Source organism: Pseudoalteromonas sp. TB25, from assembly GCF_000497995.1.
GTDB classification, from domain to species: Bacteria; Pseudomonadota; Gammaproteobacteria; order Enterobacterales; family Alteromonadaceae; genus Pseudoalteromonas; species Pseudoalteromonas distincta.
This window is the reverse complement of the sequence record NZ_AUTI01000334.1, coordinates 14,922-40,577: the sequence shown is the minus strand read 5'-3', so window position 1 is coordinate 40,577 and position 25,656 is coordinate 14,922. Positions and strand designations below refer to the sequence as shown.

Below are 25,656 nucleotides of genomic sequence, written 5' to 3'. Positions count from 1 at the left end.
TGCGCTTGGTATCTTTCCAGCCTCCTAACTTTGCCAGTTCCTGATACGCCCATGACATATTTGGAGCAGTTTCAGGCAATGGTGTTTTTATTCTCTTTAACCACAATAACTTCCATGCTTTGGGAGATAACAGTTGTTCACAACTTGGAGAATCAGGCTGCTCATTGGTGAACTTTAGTTGCAATATTCGCGTCGCAATAAAGCCATTAATCGTCACCAATCTTTCCATGTTATCTTGGCTTTGAAGGCGTAAACTTTCGATATCCGTACCATCACTTTTCCAGACTTTATGGTATTCCTCTACAAGCCAACGGTGCTCATAGTAGGTGATGATAGCTAAGGCGTCTTCTTTGCTGGTGACTGGTTCACTGGTTAATAGGTGCCAGCTTAAGCCATTCTTAGCGTTTCCTCGCTCTGTACAGCCGACATAGTAAACTGGGAGGGAGTGTCCTTTCTTATTGTAAGGCGCTTTGAGTGTCACTGGCGCATAGGTGATATCCAGTGTTGCGCTTCGGGCTTTTCTTCCTCCTTTTTGTGCAATGTGGATGTGTTTGGTGCCTGCACTCATCAGCTCGCTTGCAAACGCATAGAGCTTATCCTCACCTTCTTCAATATGACGACTTTGCATCGAGCGTACGACGAATCGTTGCTGCTCGGTCAGTTTATACTGCAAGTATTCGTAGATGTCCGCTTCGCGGTCACACACCGATATCACGTTCGCCATTTGTCCTTGCAGCCGCTCTGCCATCGCTCGTGACGCTGACTCCCACTTGTAACTTTCTTTTTCTTCGTAAGAAGTCGTCGCGTGTTTTTCTCTTTTTCCAATCGTGTTGATATCACGACTCCAGCGAGACTGTTCAATTAATCCCACAACTTGCTTTGTGTCTGGCGCAAACAGTAATACGCTATGAGCTAACAAGCCTCGTTGTTTTGCTCCTCGTCCGACATGACCCAAATCATCTCGAATGGAGGAATGTTTATAAATTAGTGTGGTCGTGTCTTCTAATGCGAGCAACAAGTTATGACTTTTTGCTTGTTCAACCGTGGCTTTAAAGCCTGACTCTGCTATAGCCGTTGCGCCAATATTCTCGTTGCGAATAAAGCGGTAGGCACCTTCCATATCGCCGGGGGATTGAGTGATGTTTACAAGTGGTTTTCCTGGTTCATTTGCAAGCGTTGATGCTAACTTTACCAGACGCGCTGTTCTTCTTGGATCACCTAAGTCCGATTTACCGAATTGTTGTTTTGCCCAATGAGTATGTTCGTTAATCATAATGTGCCCTCAAACAAGATTTGAAGATCTGATCATGACATTGAGATTTAGTTCAAAAAAATCCCCGCTAATTTCTTAGCAGGGATTTGTGTATAAGAGACAGCTGATAGGGCATTTGCAATCATTTTGTGGCGTACTTTCGTCGTCGCAACAATCCATCTGCATCATATTTTCAGACATGCTAGCAACAGCTGTTGCATCACTACTGTGTGTCATTGGCATTTGGGCATGCGTTGCTGTTTTCATTGGCAAATGTGGCATTTCGCATACCATAGCTACAGACGCAACTGCCTGACCCACAAAAGTGAGCAGTAAAGTTATCATGAGTAAACTAGAGTAAAAACGTTGCAACATTATGCCTTTTAATAAATTTTAAAATGATTGTAAGATAACCTAACGGCAACCACAAATACTTTAATTATGTAGACTGCGGTTTATCAGGTGTTTTAATTAAGTTACTCGCTATAATTGCAAATATACAATATGCGCTAAAATACCAAAAGCCCTCACCAAATTGTGTATTCATAACAAGTAGCTCACCACTTTTACCATGAGCGTTACCTGCTAGGTAAGTCACTATTAATGCAATAACAAATACATCAACCATGCTCCACTTACTTAATGCACAAATAACCAGACCGAGCTTTTGCTTCAACCCATTCAAAGGTAGGCAACAATAAAGCAATTGTAATAGCAGCTTCAAGCTTGGAATAACAATAGAAAACAACCCCACTAAAGCAGCTACAAATAAATTATTATTACTAGCAAGCTCTTGAACTGTGCCTAAAATACTTTGTGTTTTGTTATAGGCGCTGATCTCGCCCTCTAACTTATCAAGCCCTAGCATATTCGAGAACATCATTAGCATGCTACGAGTCCGACCATCGCCCTCTTCAGCAAGCATTTCAATGCCCGCTTGCGCTAATTTTGATTTATCTATGTTGCCCTCTATTGTTAATACTGGTTTTGTAATACCAGGAAACAATAAACAAAGAGCAACCACTACACTTATAACCGACAACCAATTACGCATATTTATTCTGTTATTGCCTCAATAATGTCATCACTGTATAAAACAGCATCCAATAAAAAATTAAATATATCGCCAATGTGCAGCTCTGAGTTTATGTTGGCCAAATGGACCATAGCTTCATCTATATTATCTAATTCAAACTCTTTTATAAGCGATAAACAGTTCCCTAAAATGCCGCTCTCTAATAGTAACGCATCAGATATTGCAGCATCTAAAGTAAACTCTTTAACTATGTCTTTTAATTCAGCATCTAAAATAGCATCAAGCACCGAGAACAAACCCACCAGATACCCTTGCTCGGTCAACTCTTTATTATTTTGCTCCAATATTAGCGACATAAATTGAGCCCGCGTTAAAGCAAGCTTAGTTAATTCGGTTGGTTTTTCGACCCCCAACTCACTAATTGCTAATACGCGAACAAATTGTCTTATTGTGTCCTCACCTAAATAAATAACCGCTTGTGAAATAGACGTAATGACTAAATTTGCTTTGCCTGAACGCGCGTTAGCTAGCTTTAAAACCCTCGCTGTTATGGCGACATCTCTGGCCACTCGTTGATGAACTTCTTTAAAGCAAAGTGTTTCTTTTGCTGTAAAACGCAATAGATCAAAAACGGTTAGCTTAGAAGGCTCTACACCTTTATACGTAATCATTTCTGGGCGAGAAAAAAAGAACCCTTGAAATAAATCGCAGCCAGCCAATTTTAATACATTAAATTGTTCATGCGTCTCTATTCGTTCAACAATTATTTTTGCATGTGGATTTGCGCGTTTTATTTTTTTAATGCGCATATTGGTTTTAATAACCGGATCATCTATCTCAATTTTTATGTAATCAACATGTGCTAACAGTGGCTCCCATTTTGGATCGCCATCGTAATCATCTAACGCAAAAACATACCCTTCTTTTTTAAGTTCTTGCACACGCTCAGCCACCGCAGGAATATTACCCGTGCGCTCCACTATTTCAATAACACTATTTTCTGGCAATAAAAGTTTGGGGAAGTTATCGAGAATAGTTTCTGATGACAAGTTTATAAAAGCTAAATGATGTGCGGTAAGTCTATCTAAACCAACCAACATTAAAGCATTAAAAAATAGGCGGCTTGTCGCATGGACATCTGAAGTGCCTACAGGAAACGCATTATTGGCTGAGTCTCTATAAAGCAATTCGTACGAGAAAACATTCTGGTCTATATCAAAAATAGGTTGCCGCGCAACAAACTGAGTTATTTTTTGTACTTCATCAGGTATGTTATGTAATTTCACTTGGCTCTAAACCTATAAATAAAAGATGGCAAAACAGCCAATAATATGTGTACTTTAATGCAACACGCATAAGATAAATATAGTCGTCATTGCAAAAACGTTAAAATTACACAACACTAATATAAAATATTAATATAAAAGGTAGAGATTTGACTAACTTTATTCGGTTATTAGTACTGAGCCCTCTGCTATTTGTATTTTTTAGCTATGCCAGCATTAATCCTACTCCCCTCAAATATAATGTCAGCGCGTCAGGGAGTCATTATCCATATTATACAAATGATCCAGAAAAGCCTGGCATATTACCCGAAATTATTGAAAAAGTACTCGATGATGCCAATATTGCAGCTTCTCATATCGACCTACCTACAAAGCGTATTACCAAATATTTACAAGATGAAATAATCGATTTTGATGTTATTTCATTAGAATGGCTCTCAAAGAGTGAGAGAAATGACCCTCGTTATGTTTTTTCAGAGCCGCTTATTTATGCCACAGAAATGATTGTTACCTTGCCTAAAAATGCCCAGCATTGGCAAAGCGCTGATAGCTTGAAGGGTAAAAATATAGGAACGGTACTAGGTTACTATTACTTTAATGACAACACCTTTGAGCGTGTTGACTTTCCATCCGAAAAAGAACTTATGACAGCCCTATCAAGAAACCGTGTAGAAGCTGCACTAGTAGGTAAGTTAACTGCGCTCTATTGGGCAAAGCAGTTAGGGATAAACATTGCCTTTGGCGCACAGCATTCCCATGGTTTTTTAAGAATTCGCTTATTGAGCAAACACAAAGAATTATTGCCCCAGATAAACCTAGCAATTAAAAACCTTCACGCTCAAGGATATATAAAAACTATTGAAGATAAGTATATGAGTAATATACCCACACAAAATTAAGGGACTAATGGCGCAGAGCTCGTGTTTTGGAGTACAATAGCAGCAAATGTTAACTCGACCAGAATCAGAAAGAGCCCCATGAGTATTGAAAAAGCCTTAATCGAACGTAGTAATAATCAATGTGAATTGTGTGCAGCCACCGAGAACTTATCTGTTTATGAAGTACCACCGGTAACTGAAACCCACTCAGATAAATGTATTTACACGTGTCAAACATGTAAAGATCAAATCGAGAATAACAGCGAAATAACGCCTACGCATTGGCACTGTTTAAACGATAGCATGTGGAGCCAAACTCCTGCAGTACAAGTTGTAGCTTACAGAATGCTTTCGCGTTTAGCGCCTGATAATGGCTGGGCACAAGATGCGCTAGACATGATTTACCTTGAAGAAGATACGCTAACGTGGGCTAAAAAAGCACTTGCTGAAGATGACGATTTAAAGCATGTAGATAGCAACGGTGTAGTACTTCAAGCAGGCGATACTGTTACCCTAATTAAAGACTTAGACGTTAAAGGTAGTAGCCTTACAGCTAAACGCGGAACAGCTGTTCGTAATATTGGCCTAACCAGCAACCCTGAACATATTGAAGGGCGAGTTGACGGCCAGCGCATAGTTATTTTAACTAAGTTTGTTAAAAAATAATCGTTTGTTTTTAATTATTAAAGGCGCTAATGCGCCTTTTTTTATGTTTAAAATAAGTTAAGGAATGATTAAGTCACTAGGTAATACACTAGGGGGATAATATTGAGTAAGGATAACAAACATGGAAAAGCATCAAGCAGTACATTCACGTAAAAAAGCACTTACAGGACTTAGTTTATTAGCACTGAGCGCTTTTGCTATAACCGGTTGTGATCAACAAACAAAGCCGACTGAAAATACAGAGCAAGCAAAATCAATATCGACTCTAACTACCCAAGTTAGCTACAAAGATCGCAGTATGCTTCGCCCCGGTTCACAGTTAATAGTTACGCTTTCGGATGTATCTAAAATGGATGTAAAAGCAGATATAATAACCCAAGAAGTGATTGATATTACCCAAGCCCCACCATTTACTGTAGAGCTAACTTATGATGCCAGTAAAGTTAACGATAAACACCGCTATAGCCTAAGCGCCAGAATCATAAATAAAGACAAAGTACTTTACACAAGTACCACAAATAACGACCCATTTAGAGAATCACAGCTAACTGGCCCTTATAAAATTGAGCTTTCAAAAGTATCCGTTGAAAAGCCAGACGTAACGCTTACAAACACGTACTGGAAAGCAATAACAATCAATGCTCAAACAGTAAATGTTAGAACTAAAGAGCCGTTTATTCAGTTCGATAAAGACTACCGTGTTAATGGCTTTTTAGGCTGTAATAATTTTAGCGGAAGTTATAGCACCGAGCAGCACACAATTACACTTAGTCAGTTAGCGAGTACAAAAAAGATGTGTTCGGAGAATATGGACCAAGAGGCAGCTATGTCTAACGTACTTAACAATACTTCAAAGTGGGAAATTACAGGCGAGTCACTAAAACTTAAAAACAACAGCGGTAATACGCTTGCTACTTTTAACGCAGTTTATTTTAATTAATATTTAGCTCCCTAATATATGTGTTACCTAACACATTCGTATTGATTTTAAATAAAATGCCCAGCAAAACTGGGCATTTTATCATTCATTGTAAGCACTATTTAAAGCTACTCATCAACGAGTTGTTCACTTCTGTAAAAACCACTTGGCTCACTCAACAAATCAACAAGTTCAGGCATTATTGCATCCATTGTTTGCTTTAGCTTCCATGGAGGGTTAATCACAATCATGCCAGATGCTGTCATGCCGTGTACGTCAGTGTCCGCTTCAGTGCCTAATTCAAATAGCTGAATGTTGCGCATTCCTGAATCAATTAAGCCCTGCTCCATATTATCAATGCGTTCTCTGTCTACTACCGGATACCAAATCATATAAGTACCTGTAGCAAAACGCAGATGAGCTTTAACTAAGGTTTTTACAACCGTTTCGTAGTCATCTTTAATTTCGTACGGTGGGTCAATTAATACACACGCCCTGCGAGATGCTGGTGGTAATAATCCTACTAAGCCGGTAAAGCCATCTTCTCCGCGCACACGAATGGAGCGCTTACCTTGCATATTTTCTTCGAGTAATAATAAATCGCGCGGGTGCAGTTCAAAAAACCAACCCTTATCTTGGCGGCGCAAGTAATGCTCTGCAATTTTTGGTGAACCCGGATAAAATGCAAGTTCGTCAGTGTCGTTAAATGACTTAATTAATTCAATGTACTCATTAAGCTCTGCATGTTCACTTTTATGTTGCCAAAGTTTTTCAATACCATCTTGATACTCTTGCGTTTTTTGCGCATCAGCGGCCGCCAGTTCAAAAAAGCCAGCTCCCGAATGCGTATCTATATAATCAAGCGGTTTATCTTTAATTGTTTGGTAATTTAGTACTTGTGCCAGTACTAAATGTTTAAGTACATCGGCAGGATTACCCGCATGAAATGAGTGTCTGTAACTAAGCATTATTTATTTTCGCCATACGCAATTTAATATCGTAAGTGAACCATAAGCACTAGGCTTTGGCAACTCACACCAAGATAAGAGAGTGTTAAAGTGAACCATTTCTGAATGAAAAAGCTCATATGCTGAATTATCCCTTAACGCAGAAGAAAAATCAGCTAAAACCACCGTAAATGCTGGCAAATCAACACACTTTGCTTTACATTTGCATGACATTAATTACAGTTATATGAGCGCCTTTATGAACAACACTACTCTTCAACAACTCGAACAACTGATCGATTCTTTAATCGAACGTAATAATCAATTACAAACAGATGTTGCTACTTTAAAAGAACAGAACACTAAACTAAGCGATGAAAACGAATTACTACAGCTTGAAGCTTTAGAAAATGAAGAAAAGCAAAAAGATGCCAGCACTACTTTATCTGGTCTTCTTGATAAATTACAAAGCGCACAACAGGCTAGCTAATGTCTGAGCTGCAAAACCAGCGGGTCACTGTTGAGTTGCTAGGTAAAGAGCAGCAATTTGCTTGCCCCGAAGGGCAGGAAGATGCATTAATAGCAGCAGCTAAAAATCTAAATGACTTAGTTGAGCAAATGAAACAACGCTCAACCGTTAGAAACGATCAAAAAGCCCTACTAATGGCAGCATTAAACTTAAGCCACGAATTGCTAGAAGCAAAAACACAGGCTACAGTTGAACAACAGCATCAAGACCAATTGATTGATAAACTCAGTCAGCATTTGGCAAATGACCCCAAACACCAAAAATAAAAAGCGCATACTGCGCTTTTTGTTTATTATTAAAGTAATTAAACCTCAGCGTAGAGATAATAAATGAAGTTAAAACTTTCAAACATAACCTCTTCATGTAAGCACTTACTATTGTCATGCACTTTACTATCAATAGCACCTAGCACCTACGCTGCCGTTATTTGGAATACAATAAACCCTCATATTCAGTTTTTAAAGCAACAAGACAAGCTTCGCTTTTACGACTCTAACCAAGTATTAATTGAAGGCGAAAAATGTGCCCTACTGGTTGATACGAGTGCCAATTTTGCTGCAGTTGAACAACTTGCTGAAGATTTAAAAAAACGCCTTAAAACACCTTTATGCTATTTGGTTGCCACGCATTACCATGACGATCACTTGCTCGGTATGGCGGTTATGCAAAATTATTATCCTGATGCCAAGCTCGTTGTTCATCAGCAAGTAAATAAAAATTTTAGCCTTTACCAAACAGCATATACCGACAAACTAGACACCTATGAAAAGAGCATTGAGCTGAGCTACCAACGATTAGCGAATGTACCCAAAGAAGAGCAACCTAAATGGCGTGATAAGTTAAAGCTTGCAAAAAAGCGACTTTTTCGCTGGCAGGAGTATCAGCTTAGCAAACCCGAAATAGTCATTAATAGTCGTAAAATTATCGACCTTGGTGGTTTTGAGGTAACGCTTGAGCCGCAGCAAGCCCATACTAACGGTGATTTAACTATTACTACTAATAATGGCAGTGTGCTGATTGGTGGCGATATCGTTGACTGGCTTCCTTACCCTGGACACGGTGAACTTAAAAGTTGGCAAACGTTGCTTAAGCAATATATTAACGACGAAAAGCTCACTATTATTATACCTGGCCACGGCGGCACATTAACAAAAGAGCAGCTGAAACAGCCACTATCATTTTTAACAGCCATAACAGAGCACGTTAAAAACAATAAAGATCAAAGTATTGAGCAGTTAATGCTATCGTTTCCTGAATCAGTTATTGAGCCTTATAAACAAGAAGCGCTTAATATAAAATCGAGCAACTTCTTTTTACAAGCTGGCCTAAATCGCACAAAAAGCGCAGAATAACTCAACACAACGGATTGTGTTAAAATAATAAAAGGAATTTACAAAAGTGATCACTATGCGCAGTTTGGTTTTATGTTGTTTGGGTATTTTGTTATTTGGTTGTCAATCAACGGAGCAAGAACCACAAGAAGCTCCACAAATATTTACTCATTTTGAGCCTGACTATACTTATGATATTGACGAGGAAGTAGCTCAAACGCCTCAAATTAATGAGCTAGTTACGCCACTTCAATTCAAAAAAACAATCGTAAAAAAGCGCCCACCAAAAACCACCGATCTGTGGGTGCATATAGCCAATAATCTACACTTTACGATTTATCAAAATCGCGCTTTAAAAAAGCGTATCAGCTGGTATGCAAAGCAACCTAACTACTTACAAACGGTGAGCAAACGCGCAGCGCCTTACCTGTATCACATCGTAAAAAAAATTGAGCAAAAGCAATTACCTATGGAGCTCGCATTACTACCATTTGTAGAAAGCGATTTTAGACCAACAATAGCCTCATCACAGCAAGCTGTTGGTGTTTGGCAATTAGTTGGCGCAACGGCGCATCACTTTGGTGTTAAGTCAGACCAATGGTATGACGGGCGCCAAGACGTACTTGCTTCAACCGATGCTGCACTTGATTACTTAAGTTACTTACATAAACGCTTTGATGGTAATTGGCTACACGCTTTGGCCGCTTATAATAGTGGTGAAGGCCGTGTTAAACGTGCAATCGAAAAAAACAAAAAACGCGGTAAAAGCACCGATTACTGGTCGCTCAGTCTGCCAAAAGAAACTGCTGACTATGTACCCAAATTACTCGCTTTAAGTTATTTAGTTAAACATCCACAAAAGGGCATTAAACGCCCAAAGCTAGCATATAAACCATTTACAACACAGATGAACATAGGCCAGCAGTTCGACTTTTCAGTCATTGCCAAGCTCTCTGGTATAGGTTCAAAGCAGTTACATGCTATTAATCAGGGATATTTAAAAAATCAAAGCTCACCTAACGGGCCGCATACTTTACTGCTGCCTATAGGGCAAGAAGCATTATTAAAAAGTCAGTTCTTCAAATCAAACTTTGCTGGAGAGTACATCGTTAAACAAAATGATACGCTTTACAGTATCGCCAGGCGTTTTAGTATGTCTGTAAAAGCTTTAAAACAACTTAATAATAAAAATAATAATTTAATAGGTGTTGGAGAAAAGTTATTAGTTGGACAACCTAAAACTCTGCCAAGCACATTAACTGTTGATTACAAAATCAGCCCTTATTTAGAACACCAAGAGATTGCGATCCCCACCATTGAAATAGATTACGAAGTTAAGTCAGGCGATAGCCTTTGGAGTATAAGTCAGCTTTACGATGTACCTCATAGCGACTTGGCAAAATGGAACAAACTCTCTGCATCGAGCATTTTAAAGCCTGGCACTCAATTAGTACTGTTTATACCACAGGCTGAAAAGCAAAAAGCAGCACCAATAAAAAAAGATTTTCTGCTAAATTTACAAAAAACACTAAATCAGCCACGTTAAGTTTATAAACAAGTATATTTCGCGTAAAATTGCGCCCTATCATAGTTATTATTTGAAGAGACAAGCATGCAAATTAGCAAAAATTCAGCAGTTGAATTTCATTACACCCTTAGCGAAGCGGGCGAGCAAATTGAAAGTAGCACAAACGAAGCGCCACTTACTTACATTCATGGCAGCGAAGGCATGCTTCCTGGTTTAGAAAAAGCACTTGAAGGTAAAGAAGCCGGCGAAAAATTTAGTGTAACTCTAGAGCCAAGTGAATCGTACGGCGAGCGTGTTGATGATTTAATTCAACGTATTCCGCTTAAGCATCTACAAGGCGACGTTAAAGTATGGAAACCAGGTATGACAGCAATGGTTAGCTCTAACCAAGGTCGTCATCAGGTTACTATTGTTAAGGTTGGTCGTTTTAACGCAGATTGTGATTTAAACCACCCATTTGCGGGCAAAACACTAACGTTCGACGTTGAAGTTGTATCTGTACGTGAAGCGACGAGTGAAGAAGTTTCTCACGGACATGTGCACGCTGAAGGCGGCTGCGGTCACTCTCACTAGTTAGCAATAAAGGAAGTAAGTATGTCTAAAGTTGCAGTAGTTACAGGTGGTACAAAAGGAATTGGTCTAGCCGTTGTAAAGCGTTTGCTAAGTAATGGCTATAAAGTACATAACCTTGATATAGAGCCAAGCGAAACTGGTATATTTCATCAGTGTGATGTAAGTGATGTATCGGCGGTACAAAGCTGCATCAACGCTATCTGTGAACAAAGCAAACGTATTGATGTACTTGTTTCTAATGCTGGAAAACACTTAAGCGCAAATATAGAAAGCACCGATGAGCAAACTCTCGATGCACTTTTTGCGCTTAATGTTAAAGGCGCGTATGCCGCAGTACAAAGCGTATTGCCAAGCATGAAAGCGCAAAATAGCGGCGCTATTATATTAGTCGCATCCGATCAAGCAATTATAGGTAAGCAAAACTCTTTTGCGTATAACCTAACAAAACATGCCCTTGCCTCAATGGCCAAAACAACGGCGCTTGATTACGCGAGCTTTAATATTAGAGTAAATGCGGTATGCCCTGGCACAATAGAAACCCCGCTATTTCATAACGCGATAGATGCGTACTGCGCAAAAAGTGGCGCAAACAAAGCTGAAATAGTTGCCGAGGAAGCAAGTCTGCAACCGCTTAACCGATTAGGTCAAGCCGACGAAGTTGCTGCTCTTGTGAGCTTTTTAGCAAGCGACGATGCCAGCTTTATTACTGGTAGCTTACAAAGTATTGATGGCGGCTATACAGCCCAATGAGCATGCAAATTATTGACCCTCATGTGCATTTTTTTAATCTTGCCGAGGGGCAATATACTTGGCTACAAGGCGAAAACCCACCAGCATGGCCTAACCTAGAAAAAATTAAACAACCAATAAGTGCAAAGCAACTTGTTAAAAGTACTGATTTTGAACTTGCGGGTATTGTGCACATTGAGGCTGGGTTTGATAATCAATCACCTATAAACGAGTTAAACTGGCTAAGCTCGCATTTAAAAAACCTTTCATTTAAGGCTATTAGTTACAACCAAATTGATGCGCCCGCAGAGCAATTTAATCACGCGCTAAATGCACTGGCTCATTCAAGCCTTTGTGGTATAAGAGATATAACCGAAGAAGATGATGCAGTGAGACTAAAAAGCCCTCATTGTATTAATAACCTTAATTTATTGGCTACAAATAAACTGCATTTTGAAGCTCAATTTGATATTGAAAATAGCGAAATAACCAAGCAAATAGCTTACTACGCTAAGCAGCTACCGCAGCTTCAAATTATAATTAATCATGCAGGACTGCCAAGTAATTTAAATGATTGGCGACAAGGTGTTGAGTTACTTGCTCAGCACGACAACATAGCAATTAAATTCTCTGGTTTTGAATTACTTAGGCTCACCAGTGAGCAACAAGCCGCGTGTTTTAATTTTCTTTTTAATCACTTTGGCCAGCAGCGTATTATGTTTGCTAGCAACTTCCCTGTGTGCCAAATAAATACAAGCTACAACACCCTATGGCACTGCCATAAGGCGTTATGCTCAAACGATAAGACATGGCATAACCTTAGCTATGCAAACGCTAAGCACTACTACCAAGTTTAAGTAAAACTAGTTATATTAAACTCTCTTTTTATAATAATACGGCCAATTTATGAAAATGTACTTTTTACTAATCGTTGTATTTTCTGCGTTTTTTCTCAATGGCTGCATATCTCAAAATCCAGACCCTACACCTAAGCTGCAACATGCTCTACTGGCAAAGCCAAATAAAACAGCCGTTAGCAAAGCAATTAAAACACTTGTACATATACAAGAAACTCAATTAGCTGAGAATGTATTTACTACCAGCAGCACAGTAACCCTTAGCAATGTGGATGGTAATAATATTATCGACACGCAAAGTCGCAATACACCCGATCAGTTTGAATTGATGATTAAAGGCAAGCAATGCTATATACGCCACCTTGATAGTAAAGCCACTATTGAGCTTAAAGACGTAGAATGTAGAATTAACGAGTTATAACAAGCTAAAACTTTACCAAACAAGTAAAAGCCGGTAAGTGACTAATCACTTACCGGCTTTTTAATGCATGACCTAAAGTTAGGTTAAAAGACTATTATTTTATTTCTACGCGTTGAGAACGCATAACAATCTCATCATTTAATTCAATACCCAACCCTGGCTCTTCTGACACTTCAAAGAAACCATTTTTAGGTTGTGGGTCTTGTAAACATAACTCGCGGTTCCACTTTTTAATCGCATAAGTGTGGTGCTCATGAATCAAAAAGTTAGGGATAGCCGTTTCTAAGTGCAGTGATGCTGCTGTTGCAACAGGCCCGCCACATACGTGAGCTTGAATACGCACATCAAAAATATCAGCGTAATCACACACTTTTTTGGTTTCGGTAAAACCACCACATAAACCAATATCAGGTTGTAGAACATCAATACTTTGATCTTCTAAGTACGGGCGCACACCCCAGCGATTATACAAACGTTCACCACCAGCAATTGGCACATTAACTTTATCTGCTACTTTTGCATGTAATGAATGGTTTAAATAGTTAACTGGCTCTTCAAAGTACATACAGTCAAATTCTTCTGCAATTTCACCTAGCTGAATGGCTGTTGTAACACCTGGTAAACTGTGGCATTCAAAAATAATATCCACTTCGTCGCCTACTGCTTCGCGAATAGCTTGCATACGCGCACGGTATAGCTTCATTTCAGTACGTGAAATTATTTTTGTACGGTCATAATAAGTATTACCGTCTTTATCGTACTGAATTGGATCTACTTTTACTGCATCGTAACCTTCGGCCATCGCCTTTAAAGCCGCTTCTGCATATTCTTGCGGTTGTACTAGGGCTTTAAATTCGCTATCCCAGTCAAACTGTAATTGCGAAGCGTAAGTGCGTAGTTTGTCGTTAACTTTACCGCCTAATAACTGGTATACAGGTAAACCAAGCGCTTTACCTTTTATATCCCAAAGTGCGGTATCAATTGCGCTCATTGCAGCATATACAACAGGTCCGCCACCTAAGCCCCAAAAGCTTTCACGTAACATACGTGACCATAGTTTTTCTGTTTGAAAAGGGTCGTGGCCGATTAAAAAGGCGTCGGCCATTTCTTTAATCATAGCCGCTGCAGCACTGTGACCTAAATCGTATGCAAGGCCCGCTTCGCCAACACCACTAATACCTTCGTCAGTATGAATACGTACAAACACAGGTGTCCAAGAAGGTCTATCAGGACAGTGAATATCAAATACTTCAACGCGATTTACTTTCATTAAAATTCCTTATTAACCGCTATGGGTTATTTTGCAAAACTAGGGTCAAGTCGATACGCTTTACGTAACATTGCAGGCCACGCAAGTTGCCCGCCGGTGCTGCCACTGTGTACTACGTTTGCTTGATTATAAATATTGTCGATTATAGGTTGCGGTACTTCAATCACCTCTTGCGAGCTTGATTGTAGCGCTAGTTGAATTTCACACGCTCGCTGTAAATCATAAAAGCGCATAAACGCATCGCCTACCGTTGGGCCTACTGTTAAGCCACCATGATTTACCAATAACATATGGTTAGTGCTGCCCAAATCATCTTGCAGCACTTTTCGCTCGTCCTCGTTTACTGCAAGCCCTTCGTAACCATGATAAGAAAGCGATGGCATTGAAAACATTGAATATTGGCTAAGCGGTAATAAACCATTTTTTTGTGTAGCGACTGCGATTGTTTCTTTAGTATGAAGGTGAATAACACAATGAGCGTCTTCGCGTACCTCGTGAATCGCACTGTGAATAGTAAAACCAGCTGGATTAATACTAAATGGCGTATCGTCAATAATGTTACCGTCTAAGTCGACCTTTACTAAATTAGAGGCTGTTACTTCATCAAAGGTTAAACCAAACGCATTCACTAAGTAGTGGTCGGTGCCAGGCAAACGTGCTGATAAATGCGTATAGATTAAATCCCCCCAACGAAAGTGCTCTACCAGTCTATAACATGCGGCTAAATCAACACGAAGTTGCCACTCTTGTGCTGATACTTTATTTTTTAAATCGAGTTGGGGTAAATCAAACATAATGAGCCTTTTAAAAACGTACATTATTAACCTGTACGAACAGATGTTTAGAAGTCTAAAGCAGTCTCTATTTTATAGCAAACACCAAACAAAACAGCCACACTATTGTGTGGCTGTTTGTAAAACTAAAATACCAATTGTATTAAAATGGTATAGCTGCGTAAATTATTTTACGTTAGCTAGGTAATCTGCAATTGCTTCAAACTCTTCATCAGTTACCGTTGCAACCATTGCTTTCATAGCCATGGTCATACCGTTATTACGTGCACCTGACTTAATATCTTTCATTTGCGCTACTAAGTAGTCTTTGTTTTGACCGTTTAGTTTAGGGTACATACCCATAATTGGTGCTTTACCTTCAGCGCCATGACAAGTTTGACAATTTTTAGCGGTATAAAGTGCAGCGCCATCGGCAGNAGCTGCTGCATTAAACGAGAAGCTTGCGGCTAAAGTAATACCCGCGCCTAATAGTAGTGTTTTCATCTTGCTCATTGTATTTACTCTTCTTTTTTGACGGTTAGAAAAACTGTTCTATTGATTGTAGTAAACAATCAAATAAAAAGCATACGTACGAAACGACGCTAGACGATCAACTTAACCAAAAACCGCTAACTCGTTTCTATCTCACTTTTATATACTTTAGCAAATAAAAATGAGCTTACCCTTAATAACTTATTACCACACTATATCATCTGGTACTTCAAAGTCTGCGTATGGGTCATCTTCATCTTTTGGTTTGCTTTCTGGCTCTACATGAAAAACAATATACTTTTCGTCAACTTCAGCCACTTTGCGTGCTGGTTCGTCGTCTAGTACGTAAAATTTCCCTTCTAGTACACAAATAGCTAAACGACCGCCCGATAACGCTTTTTGCGTTTTCTCGTTCACGTCGATATTTTTTACTTTATTTTGATAAGTAAAATTAAATGTGCGCTCACCACGAATAGCGTCTTGGTTGTGGTGCTCTAAAATTTGTTTAACACGCGCTTCTTGTTCGCGCTGCTTTAAGCTCACTTGGCGTGTTTGGTTAAGCTCTTCAGCTTTTTTTTGCTGCTCTAGCTTGGTTTGTTGAATATGCTTTTGCAGATCACTTGGGTTGCTAGTAGCCCCTTTCTTTTGCTTTTTTTGTTGCTTACGCTTTTCTGATTTAGCAACTTTAGCATTATGCGATGTTGTTAATCCTGCTTGAAGCAATTGGTCTTGTAATGAACCCATGACTTTGTTCCACTAAAAACTAATATTATCGCTATTTTAATCACCAACGAGTTCAAATAACAGCGCTATCGACATTAATCTAGCAAACTAGTTAAAACAAACCATGATATAGCGCAATGACTATGGTTTTAATTATGAATTAAAACCAATTTTTAATACAATACCAGACAACCAATCAGCAAATGCACAAGCCATATAATGCGTTTACCTCATCTACTCGTTTGCTCGGTATTTATATTTTTTGTGCTTTATGCACCGCAACCCCTACTTAGCCTTTTTGCGAGCGAATTTAATGTAGCACCTGCGGTAGCTGGCAGCTTAATGACTGCAACTATGCTGCCCTTAGCCATTGCCCCGCTCGTTTATGGTTTATTTTTAGCAAAAATAAATCCACTACTTATATTACGTATTGCAATGGTGCTTTTAGGCCTTAGCTGCTTACTTTTTATTTATGTACCTAGCTTTGAGCTTTTATTATTAGTCAGATTTTTACAGGGTTTAACGCTCCCCGCAGCTTTAACAGCAATGACTAGCTATATAGGCATGAGTTATAGCGCTGATACACTTCAAAAAAATATGACCCTATATATTGGTAGCAGTATAGTTGGTGGTTACTTTGGACGTGTGCTTGCCGCTTTGTTTAGCGACTTATGGAATTGGCAGAGCTTTTATTACGTAATTGCTTTTATGCTTCTTTGCTTAGCTTTGACAGTTAAGCATTCCCGCTTTACAAACCCAGCTAAACAGTCGCAGCTCTCCCCACTCGATTACATTAAACAACTTAAAGAAGGCGCTGTACTTAAAGTTTACGGCGCCGTTTTTTGTATGTTTTTTTGCTTCGCTGCACTGCTTAATTACTTACCGTTTATATTACAAAACACGTTTTTAATTACCAATACTCGTGACATAGGTTTAGTTTACAGTGGTTATTTAATTGGTGCCCTCGCCTCTATTGCTGCACCTTGGTTACTTAAAAAAGTCCCTTCGCCTTGGCATTTATTAACTGCGGTATTTAGTTTTTATAGTGTGAGTATTATTTTATTAATGAGCCATCAGCTTAGCTTATTTTTAATCGCATTTACTTTGTTTTGTGGTGCTATGTTTGTGATTCATTCAACTGCCGCACCGCTCGTTAATAAAATAAGTAAAGCCCCACCAAGTGTAACCAANGGATATGTATCGTTTTATTACAGTGGTGGCGCATTGGGGTCGTTATTACCCGGTGTGGTATACCAACATCATGGGCAAACAGCGTTTATGTTTACGCTGCTTGCGGTTTGCTTATGTGGTTTATCGTTAATTATGTGGGCTTATTTTGAGGGTAAAAATACAACGCGCGGTTGATGCTTTGTGTAATTAAAAAATGTTTCTAAATCAGCTTTACTAAGCAACCATGTTTGGGTGTTTTCAAACGGATGACAATGAAACAAATCACCGTGCCAAATATCTTGCTCAACCCATAAGCTCACTTCGTTTTGCTTATCATTTAAAAGAGCCAACATAGATACACACCCAGGAGCCACTTTTAAATATTTAGCTAGCCGCTCACTCGATGCAAACCCTAAGCGTGAAAGCCCTTGTTGCTTTGATAGTGCCTTTAAGTCGAGTTGCTTATTGTGCGCTGTAATAACTAAAAAGTGTCGCTTGCCTTCGTTATCGCGTAAAAATAGGTTTTTAAGACGAGTACCTGGGCGCTCAATCATAAACTCATCTGCCGCTAAGCTAGTATGCAGCGGCGGATGCTCTATTACATCATAGTTAATATCTAGGTGCGCCAAAAGCTCTGCTAACTTAGTTTTATCCGCCAACATATTACAAACAACGCCCTCTTAGTTGTACACTCAAATCTCGCCATAAAACATCATTAACTTCATGCTTATTGTCGCAATACTTACGATCTTTTAGCTCTTGATTTAATAATTCAACTGCTTGGTCTTCTAGCTGTAACTTCAGAATGCTCGATTCTTCAAAATGCTCTTTCTCTATATACTGCTTAACCTCACCACGACTTGGGCTCTTATTAGAACCACGGTCAAGGTTAAAGTTTTCACGATGCTTAGCTTTTACCGAAACAACATAAGCAAAAAGCTTATTGCCTTGATCATCTTGCTTTTCGTGAAACTGTTTATTATTTATTTCAAAAGGCGGCTCATCATTTGAGGCACAGCCAGCGAGTAAAACCATAAGCGCTAGAACACATTTTTTCATTGTTTTTTATCGTTTTAGTTTTGAATTAAGCCGAGTCTAACAAAAATTGACGTAAACAGTGAAAATTTACGAAAAAATACTTGACCAAATTTATAAAAAAACTTAAAGTTCGTCCCGCTTGGAACTCAGCAGTCAAGCAGTTACATTATATGTAACTTAGGAATGTGGGGCTATAGCTCAGCTGGGAGAGCGCCTGCCTTGCACGCAGGAGGTCAGCAGTTCGATCCTGCTTAGCTCCACCACTTTCCTACTCCTTTTCAAATTCGCTCTACTCTTCTATTTTTCCATTGTTTTTATTATTTTTTGACACCCTAATATTCTAATTTTTCATTCTATATAATTTTAAATTTATCCATTCAACTTGTGTCTTTACAAGTTCTTAGCTATACATAATGTCACACATTAGTACTTTAGGCTTAACATGGACATACCTAAGCGTTCAACGCTAAAAAAGCTAGCTGCAATAGGTTTAACAGCAGGTGCAATAACACATGCGCCTTATGTTTTTGCCCGAAAAAAAGTCACATTAAGAGTGCTTGGTACGCATGTAACACTCCAAGAGGCTATCCGCAAGCAAGCGATGAGTGACTTGGGTATTAATATAGAATTTACTCCCGCAGGCAGCGCTGCTGTTTTGCAAAAGGCATCAATGGACCCTAGCTCCTTTGATTTATACGAACAGTGGTCAAACAGCATTAATGTGCTTTGGGATGCAGGTTCCATTCTGCCAATAGAAAAAAAACGACTCACCTACTTTAACGAAATAAATCCACTTACTAAAACGGGAAAACTAACCGAAACTGCAAGTATTGGTGCAGGTGATGCCCCCTATAAATTATTAAATGTTCAACCCGATGGCACGTTAAGCGCACAAGAAAGCGATCATATTAGCTTTTTACCTTATGTGCATAATGTTGACTCTTTTGGTTACAACACCGACTTTATTAAGCCCGGTATAGCATACGAAACAGAAAGCTGGAGTTGGCTGCTTGATGACGAGAACAGAGGTAAAGTAGCTATTGTAAATGCGCCTACCATTGGATTATTTGACCTAGCCCTAGCAGCGCAAAGTAAAGGACTTATAAAATTTAACAATATAGGTGCAATGACCCGCTCAGAACTTGATAGATTGTTTAGTATATTACTCGATTTTAAACGCCAAGGTCACTTTAGTGGCTATTGGAACTCGGTTCCTGAGTCGATTGAATTTATGAAAAGTAAACGAGCCCATATAGAAAGTATGTTTTCGCCTGCCGTGTCTGCATTAAACAGCCAAAATATTAATGTACGATTTGCCGCACCAAAAGAAGGCTACCGAGGCTGGCATGGTGTTATGTGTTTATCGTCACAAATACAAAGTAGCGCAAAAGATGCTGCGTACGATTATATGAATTGGTGGCTTTCAGGCTGGCCTGGTGCATTTATTGCTCGCCAAGGTTATTACATTAGTAACCCACAACGCTCTAAACTACTCCTATCTCAGTCTGAATGGGATTACTGGTACGGTGGAAAAGCAACAAACATAGATTTATTAAATACCAATGGCGACGTAGCTGTAAAAGCAGGTGGGCAACGTAATGGCGGTAGTTACCATAAACGCTTTAGTAATGTAGCAGTGTGGAATACAGTTATGCCAACCTATGACTACAGCCTGCAAAAATGGTATGAGTTGATTAGCCGATAATGATAATAAACTCAATTAAATCAAAAATAATATTAGCTCTGTGTTCGCTGATTGGATTACTTCTTTTACAGAGCTATTTGTTTAACTATTCGCAAACGTCTTTACTTAACTTGCAAAAATCGCAACATAACGCGCTTATTCAAAGTGAAGCTGTAACTAACTTAGAAAACGATATTATTTCCCTGCAAGGGCATGCAGTTTCATTTATTGACAATGCAAATGAAAATACGATTACCAAATTTAATTTTTACTTAAATAAGGCAAATCTAAATCTCGAGCAGCTAAAAACAAACACTCAAAACCAGACCCCTGAGTATCAAAACTCACTAATACGCCTTGGCGAGTATTTAAATAATTACCAAGATACATTTGGCCAAGTTGTCGTAAACAGACAAAAACGCGAACACCTTTACATTACTCAGTTCAAACAACCTATTGATGACTTACAAGTAACAATTAGTGATTTAGAAGGGTCTTCAAACAATGATAATAAAGTTATTTTTAACGATGTTTTACTCACAATAAGTAATTTAAAACATGCAATTATAAGCTACCTCTATAAACCTAATTTTGATGAAGCACAAAATGTAAAACAAAACTTAAATCACTTACATAAAAAACTAACGAGCACCTCTGTAATAAATGAATCCCTCTCCAATAAAACAACAAGCTTAAAACAAGCTTATAACCAACTTGTATTACTCACCCGTAGCTACACTTTTTCTGTAAATGTAGTGCTTACAGGCATAGAAAACGAATTGCTGTATTTAACTAATGAAATTAAAAACATAGAAAAAAATAAACTAATCAAAACAGAAGAGCTACTAAGTAGCCACTTAACAAAAAATACAGAACAGGCAAATATATTTGCCGTTTTAATTATGTTAATCATTTTATTTTTAAGCTATTTTATTTTTAGATCGGTTATAAAACCAATTACTCAGCTCACTTTATTACTTAAAGATATGAATAGCGAAAAGCCAGTAACTATTTCAAATAACAGCCAAAATCAAACTGAAATAGCATCGGTAATAAAAGCAGCTAACGCTTTATATTTAAAAAATAAGCAAACCAAAGAGCTACTCAATGAAACCCGCGTATTAAATTCCCAAATGGAAGCAATGAATGCCGACCTGACGAGTGCCATGGAGCAAACCGATAAAGCCAATAAAACAAAAATAGATTTTGTAGCCAATATGAGTCATGAACTTCGCACCCCAATGAATGGCATATTAGGTATGTTGCAACTTTTACAAAGCAGCGAGCTTCCCTCAAGGCAAAAACACTACGCAGATAAAGCTTTTTCAAGTGCTCAAAATTTATTGCAGATTTTAAACAATATTCTGGATTTTTCTAAGCTAGAATCGGAAAAAGTTCAGTTAGAGCAAATCCCTTTTACCTTACATACTATAGTTTCTAACGTTCAAAATTTATTCTCAACAAATGCCAAGCAAAAAGGTTTGTTATTAAACTTTACTTTACACGTTGATGCAGGGCTTGAACTTATTGGCGACCCAATGCACTTAAGCCAAATAATAAATAACTGTGTAGGTAACGCAATTAAGTTTACTGAGCATGGTGAAATATCATTAATTATAGAAGCGACATCTCAACACGAAAAAACAATAAACCTTCGCTTTAGTATAAAAGACACGGGTATTGGGATGACTGAAGAGCAATCAAAAATTATATTCCAGTCTTTCTCGCAAGGTGATTCAAGCACAACAAGAAAGTATGGTGGGACCGGTTTAGGACTCACTATAAGCAAACAATTAGCTAAATTGCTGGGCGGAGATATACAAGTAAGGAGCACGATTAATCAAGGTAGCGAGTTTTTCTTTACTCTACCCTTTACTTTATCTGAGCAACAAAAGCTTAAAAAACACGCCTTATTAATTAGCCCTGATAATGAGCAAATTAAAAAATTAATGGACTTACTAAGTGATATAAATATAACGACAGAAACAACACAAGAACCATTAAGAGCCATTGCAAAAATGTCTCAGCCTAGTAGCCCATTTAGTATTGTAATAATGTCGATAGAAAAAAAAGAGCTCAACGATAACTTTATTTTACAACAACTGTACGCTCAAAATAAAAACGCTAATGAAAAATTAACACTTATTTTATTAATTACCGATGAAGAGTCTCCTGAGCCAATTGCAAAAAATGAAAATATAGACATTATAAATATTGGTAATAAAAATAGTGAAGTAGAAATTTTAAGAGCACTCTCACCAAATAATTTTAAAGAAAAGCAATTAAAGCCTCACCCTAAATTCTCGGGTTTTAATGCATTAGTTGTTGACGATAATAAAATTAACCAAGAAATAGCCTCAGCCCTTTTAGCAAGACTAGATATGACCGTGAACATTGCTGACAATGGACGTGACGCATTAGATAAAATAGAGACAAATGACATCGATATTATTTTTATGGATGTTCAAATGCCAGTTATGGACGGACTAGAAGCAACAAGTATATTAAGAGAGCGAGGCTACAAAACTCCTATAATTGCTATTACGGCAGNCAGCCGCAGACCCTAATGATAAAAAAGCAGCATTTAGAGCCGGTATGGATGACTTTTTAGTAAAACCGATTATTTTTGATTCACTTTACGAAAGCATAGAAAAGCATCTGCAAAGTAATGAACCTCTGAGCACTATAAACCTGCCATTAGCAAAAGAAAACCTAGAAAACAATGACGAATTGTTAACTAAATTATTTACTCAGTTTGTCAACGATTACAATGACTTTTCGACTAAAGCTGATATGTTAATCAAAAATAGAGAGTTAGAAAGCTTAATTCGACTAGTACATACACTCAAAGGACTGGCCGGCACATTAGGCTTGGAGCTGCTGCAACAAAGCGCGCAAAGTGTTGAGAAAAGCTTAATAGATAAGAAAATTATTAATTTATCTCATTTTAATGAGCAATTAATACTTACACTTTTTGCTGTAAAACAATTTTTGATAGCTGACAGCTTTAAAAAAGAACATATACAGCAACATGAACTAGAAAACGAAGACTCGGTTATCGATAATATATACTCATTAGCATTAACCGCTCGCCCCGTACCTAGCAGTTTGGTTAGACAGCTAGAAATGAATCAATATGAGAGAGGCCACTCCCTATTTAAGCTCAAAGAAGCAATTGATCATTTTAACTACGCGTTAGTAATTGAGCTTATTGATATGTATAGAAACGATAATAAAAATTAGGCATAACCACTAACCTGAACTAGATTTAATATTGTAAAGAACGCAGAGAAGGACAGATAGTGCATTCAAATTACCTCGCAAACAGTAATGGATTAACCACAGAACAAAAGCATAAACCTTTAATTCTTATTGTTGATGACGAACCTAGTAATTTACACGTATTAGTAGAAGGACTTTTAACTGACTACGATGTACGTATTTCTACTAGTGGTGAGCAGGCTTTGATCTTTATTGAGTCAACTCGGCCTGACTTGATTTTATTAGACATAATGATGCCAGGCATGGACGGCTACGAAGTATGTAATATACTCAAAGCGAAACAAAATACCAAAGGGATCCCTGTCATATTTGTAACAGCGCTTACAGAAGAAGAGTCTGAAGAAAAAGGCTTTGCAATGGGCGCAATTGATTATATCCACAAGCCTTATAAACTAGCCCTAGTTAGAGCACGTATACGCACTCATATTACCGCTCAAGGCATGCTAGATAGGCTTATCGAAAAAAACTTTGACCTGCACGACAAGCTACTTGAAATAGAGTCTCTTGCGAAAGAGCTTAGCCAGCGAGAAGAAGAATTAAAAGAACTCTCATCAAAACAAAAGTTATTTTACCAAGCCCTAACGGGAACCGCTGATGGTGTTGTTATTGCCGATAGTAATGGCAAAATTATAGCCGTAAACCCTTCATTTTGCCGTATAACCGGTTACTGTGAATCAGACTCACTACAAATGCAGTTGCACGATATTAAACAAAATAACCATCCTAGCATTAGCTTTGACCAAGTATGGGAACATGCGAATCAAGCAGGCTATTGGAGTGGAGAACTTGTAACTAGACGAAAAAATGGCGAGCTTTATCCAGAGCTACTAACTCTCAGTTTGGTTAAAGGCGATCAAGATACTAACGTGCACTATATTGGTGTATTTAGTGATATTTCGAGCGTTAAAGTAACCCAAGAAAGAATTGACTACCTAACATGGCACGATGAACTTACAGGTTTACCCAACCGAAATGGTTTTTTAAAGCAGTTAGAGCAGCAACTTCAGGTTTGCAGTACCGAAAATAGTTATGCCTATATTTATATTATTGACATAGACAGCTTCCACTCAATAAATGATGGATTAGGATTACTCGCTGGCGATAATATTTTAAAAGAATTAACTAAACGAATCCATACTCACGTGAGTAAAAAAGATGTTATTGCTCGCTTAGGTAGTGATGAATTTGCAGTACTATGTACAGTTGAAAAAGGTGTGGGCAGAGCTAGAGCTCAAGCTATGGCTGAAAATAAAGCCCAAGAGCTACTTGCAAGTGTAAACCATCCACTTGTCGTTGCCGAACAAGACGTTAGCTTAACAGTAAGTATAGGCACCTATATTTTTCCACGAGAAGATCAATGGGAAAGTGCTATTGAGACTATTCGTAACTGTGAAGCGGCCTGTTACAAAGCAAAAGAGAAAGGCGGCAATAGAGTTACCTTTTTTGATACTTCATTTGGCGAGCAAGCAAAACGCCGTTTTGAAATAGAACAAGATTTACGTAAAGCTATTTTAAATAATGAGCTATCGCTATATTTACAATCCCAATTTGATCGAAACCAAACTCTTAAGGGCGCTGAGGTTTTATTAAGATGGGAGCACCCTCAAAAAGGCTTTATTAGCCCTGGTGAGTTTATATCTATAGCCGAAGAGTCAGACATAATTTATGATTTAGATTGCTGGGTAACTTCAAATGCACTTGAAATACTAACGCAACTTAGTAAAACCCACCCTGAGTTAAACTTATCAATTAATATAAGTGGCAGGCACTTTCATGAAGCGCGTTTTTTAAACTTTATTAGCCAACAGATAAAGCAACATAACATTAATCCTCAACAACTCACTATTGAGATAATTGAAGGTACGTTACTTAATCATATGGAAGCGGCTATTGAAGCTGTTCACTTTCTCAAGAAGCTAGGTATTAGAGTATCAATTGATGACTTTGGTACTGGATATTCGAGCTTAACCTACCTAAAAAAATTACCAATACAAGAACTTAAAATTGATCGTTCTTTTGTTTTAGAGGCTCCTACCGATAACAACGATAAACTAATTATTGATATGATTGTAAGCTTAGGTCGTTTATTTGAACTCGAGATAGTTGCTGAAGGCGTAGAGAACCAGTCCCACTTTGATTTACTACAGGAGTATCCTGAGGTTATTCTGCAAGGCTATTATTTGCATAGACCAGAACCTGCAAGTGATTGGTTTAAAAAGTTAAAGTAACTGTAGCGTGATTTATAAACTAAAAAGCCGAGCATAAATATGCT

General features: G+C 38.3%; 27 protein-coding genes and 1 tRNA gene. 17 read left to right on the top strand and 11 right to left on the bottom strand.

Features of this window, described 5'->3' with window-relative positions; genetic code table 11:
- The 4 genes from L652_RS0113330 to L652_RS0113315 all read right to left on the bottom strand — a co-directional run.
- Window positions 1-1,273 (bottom strand): IS4 family transposase (locus L652_RS0113330; RefSeq protein ID WP_024603372.1); only part of this gene is annotated, 1,273 nt, incomplete at its 3' end.
- 75 nt (window positions 1,274-1,348) lie between these two features.
- Entirely contained in the window at window positions 1,349-1,597 is a 249-nt protein-coding gene (locus tag L652_RS0113325; protein WP_139015402.1) for a hypothetical protein, read from the bottom strand.
- A 94-nt stretch (window positions 1,598-1,691) separates the two neighbouring features.
- The gene (locus tag L652_RS0113320; RefSeq protein WP_024595825.1) at window positions 1,692-2,306 is read right to left on the bottom strand and encodes a paraquat-inducible protein A; all 615 of its coding nucleotides are present in this window, start codon (window positions 2,304-2,306) and stop codon (window positions 1,692-1,694) included.
- A gap of 2 nt (window positions 2,307-2,308) precedes the next feature.
- Entirely contained in the window at window positions 2,309-3,574 is a 1,266-nt protein-coding gene (locus tag L652_RS0113315; protein ID WP_024595824.1) for an EAL domain-containing protein, read from the bottom strand.
- Window positions 3,575-3,723: 149 nt separating this feature from the next.
- Between L652_RS0113315 and L652_RS0113310 the strand changes: the two genes are divergently transcribed.
- The 3 genes from L652_RS0113310 to L652_RS0113295 all read left to right on the top strand — a co-directional run bounded on the left by L652_RS0113310 (window position 3,724) and on the right by L652_RS0113295 (window position 6,058).
- A complete protein-coding gene (locus L652_RS0113310) occupies window positions 3,724-4,473 on the top strand; it encodes a transporter substrate-binding domain-containing protein (RefSeq protein WP_024595823.1) in 750 nt (249 codons plus the stop codon).
- Window positions 4,474-4,551: 78 nt separating this feature from the next.
- A complete protein-coding gene (locus tag L652_RS0113300; protein ID WP_007586451.1) occupies window positions 4,552-5,118 on the top strand; it encodes a PhnA domain-containing protein in 567 nt (188 codons plus the stop codon).
- A gap of 121 nt (window positions 5,119-5,239) precedes the next feature.
- Window positions 5,240-6,058, top strand: coding sequence for an META domain-containing protein (locus tag L652_RS0113295; RefSeq protein WP_024595822.1), 819 nt, complete (start codon window positions 5,240-5,242; stop codon window positions 6,056-6,058).
- Between the two features lie 107 nt (window positions 6,059-6,165).
- Here L652_RS0113295 and rlmJ read toward each other — a convergent pair whose 3' ends face one another.
- Complete coding sequence (rlmJ, locus tag L652_RS0113290) at window positions 6,166-7,005, bottom strand: 23S rRNA (adenine(2030)-N(6))-methyltransferase RlmJ (RefSeq protein WP_024595821.1); 840 nt, start codon at window positions 7,003-7,005, stop codon at window positions 6,166-6,168.
- Between the two features lie 238 nt (window positions 7,006-7,243).
- Between rlmJ and zapB the strand changes: the two genes are divergently transcribed.
- From zapB to L652_RS0113245, 8 genes are all read left to right on the top strand, one after another.
- Window positions 7,244-7,474, top strand: a complete 231-nt coding sequence (zapB, locus tag L652_RS0113285; protein WP_002957855.1) for a cell division protein ZapB — start codon at window positions 7,244-7,246, stop codon at window positions 7,472-7,474.
- Window positions 7,474-7,779: a cell division protein ZapA gene (locus L652_RS0113280; RefSeq protein ID WP_002957856.1), complete on the top strand. Its 306-nt coding sequence runs from the start codon at window positions 7,474-7,476 to the stop codon at window positions 7,777-7,779. The genes zapB and L652_RS0113280 overlap by 1 nt, the downstream gene beginning before the upstream one ends.
- 63 nt (window positions 7,780-7,842) lie before the next feature.
- Window positions 7,843-8,865 carry an MBL fold metallo-hydrolase gene (locus L652_RS0113270; protein WP_024595819.1) on the top strand — a complete coding sequence of 341 codons (1,023 nt, stop codon included), beginning with the start codon at window positions 7,843-7,845 and terminating at the stop codon, window positions 8,863-8,865.
- A 55-nt stretch (window positions 8,866-8,920) separates the two neighbouring features.
- Complete coding sequence (locus L652_RS0113265; RefSeq protein WP_024595818.1) at window positions 8,921-10,390, top strand: LysM peptidoglycan-binding domain-containing protein; 1,470 nt, start codon at window positions 8,921-8,923, stop codon at window positions 10,388-10,390.
- 66 nt (window positions 10,391-10,456) lie between these two features.
- A complete protein-coding gene (locus tag L652_RS0113260; protein WP_002957860.1) occupies window positions 10,457-10,945 on the top strand; it encodes a peptidylprolyl isomerase in 489 nt (162 codons plus the stop codon).
- 21 nt (window positions 10,946-10,966) lie between these two features.
- Complete coding sequence (locus tag L652_RS0113255) at window positions 10,967-11,695, top strand: SDR family oxidoreductase (protein ID WP_024595817.1); 729 nt, start codon at window positions 10,967-10,969, stop codon at window positions 11,693-11,695.
- Window positions 11,692-12,531: an amidohydrolase family protein gene (locus tag L652_RS0113250; RefSeq protein WP_024595816.1), complete on the top strand. Its 840-nt coding sequence runs from the start codon at window positions 11,692-11,694 to the stop codon at window positions 12,529-12,531. The genes L652_RS0113255 and L652_RS0113250 overlap by 4 nt, the downstream gene beginning before the upstream one ends.
- 49 nt (window positions 12,532-12,580) lie before the next feature.
- Window positions 12,581-12,952: a hypothetical protein gene (locus tag L652_RS0113245; RefSeq protein ID WP_024595815.1), complete on the top strand. Its 372-nt coding sequence runs from the start codon at window positions 12,581-12,583 to the stop codon at window positions 12,950-12,952.
- Window positions 12,953-13,046: 94 nt separating this feature from the next.
- Here L652_RS0113245 and L652_RS0113240 read toward each other — a convergent pair whose 3' ends face one another.
- From L652_RS0113240 to L652_RS0113225, 4 genes are all read right to left on the bottom strand, one after another.
- Window positions 13,047-14,222 carry a mandelate racemase/muconate lactonizing enzyme family protein gene (locus L652_RS0113240; protein ID WP_007375956.1) on the bottom strand — a complete coding sequence of 392 codons (1,176 nt, stop codon included), beginning with the start codon at window positions 14,220-14,222 and terminating at the stop codon, window positions 13,047-13,049.
- A gap of 26 nt (window positions 14,223-14,248) precedes the next feature.
- Complete coding sequence (locus L652_RS0113235; protein ID WP_024595814.1) at window positions 14,249-15,016, bottom strand: class II aldolase/adducin family protein; 768 nt, start codon at window positions 15,014-15,016, stop codon at window positions 14,249-14,251.
- A 165-nt stretch (window positions 15,017-15,181) separates the two neighbouring features.
- The gene (locus tag L652_RS0113230; protein WP_024603501.1) at window positions 15,182-15,508 is read right to left on the bottom strand and encodes a c-type cytochrome; all 327 of its coding nucleotides are present in this window, start codon (window positions 15,506-15,508) and stop codon (window positions 15,182-15,184) included.
- Window positions 15,509-15,691: 183 nt separating this feature from the next.
- Window positions 15,692-16,231: a DUF2058 domain-containing protein gene (locus L652_RS0113225; protein ID WP_024595813.1), complete on the bottom strand. Its 540-nt coding sequence runs from the start codon at window positions 16,229-16,231 to the stop codon at window positions 15,692-15,694.
- A gap of 198 nt (window positions 16,232-16,429) precedes the next feature.
- Here L652_RS0113225 and L652_RS0113220 point away from each other — a divergent pair, with 198 nt between their 5' ends.
- Entirely contained in the window at window positions 16,430-17,575 is a 1,146-nt protein-coding gene (locus L652_RS0113220) for an MFS transporter (protein ID WP_024603500.1), read from the top strand.
- Here the strand turns inward: L652_RS0113220 and L652_RS0113215 are convergent.
- Entirely contained in the window at window positions 17,542-18,042 is a 501-nt protein-coding gene (locus L652_RS0113215; protein WP_024595812.1) for a prolyl-tRNA synthetase associated domain-containing protein, read from the bottom strand. The genes L652_RS0113220 and L652_RS0113215 overlap by 34 nt on opposite strands.
- 1 nt (window position 18,043) lies before the next feature.
- The gene (locus L652_RS0113210) at window positions 18,044-18,439 is read right to left on the bottom strand and encodes a hypothetical protein (RefSeq protein WP_024595811.1); all 396 of its coding nucleotides are present in this window, start codon (window positions 18,437-18,439) and stop codon (window positions 18,044-18,046) included.
- 166 nt (window positions 18,440-18,605) lie between these two features.
- Between L652_RS0113210 and L652_RS0113205 the strand changes: the two genes are divergently transcribed.
- The 5 genes from L652_RS0113205 (at window position 18,606) to L652_RS0113190 (ending at window position 25,612) form a co-directional block, all read left to right on the top strand.
- A tRNA-Ala gene (locus L652_RS0113205) sits at window positions 18,606-18,681 on the top strand.
- Between the two features lie 179 nt (window positions 18,682-18,860).
- A complete protein-coding gene (locus tag L652_RS0113200; RefSeq protein ID WP_024603499.1) occupies window positions 18,861-20,123 on the top strand; it encodes an extracellular solute-binding protein in 1,263 nt (420 codons plus the stop codon).
- Window positions 20,124-20,200: 77 nt separating this feature from the next.
- Window positions 20,201-22,669, top strand: a complete 2,469-nt coding sequence (locus L652_RS01000000123795; RefSeq protein WP_253951856.1) for an ATP-binding protein — start codon at window positions 20,201-20,203, stop codon at window positions 22,667-22,669.
- Window positions 22,638-23,345: an Hpt domain-containing protein gene (locus L652_RS1000000125470; RefSeq protein WP_253951855.1), complete on the top strand. Its 708-nt coding sequence runs from the start codon at window positions 22,638-22,640 to the stop codon at window positions 23,343-23,345. Before L652_RS01000000123795 ends, L652_RS1000000125470 begins: the two co-directional genes overlap by 32 nt.
- 59 nt (window positions 23,346-23,404) lie before the next feature.
- On the top strand, window positions 23,405-25,612 hold the full coding sequence (locus L652_RS0113190) for an EAL domain-containing protein (protein ID WP_024597263.1): 2,208 nt from the start codon (window positions 23,405-23,407) through the stop codon (window positions 25,610-25,612).
- Window positions 25,613-25,656 lie beyond the last annotated feature (44 nt).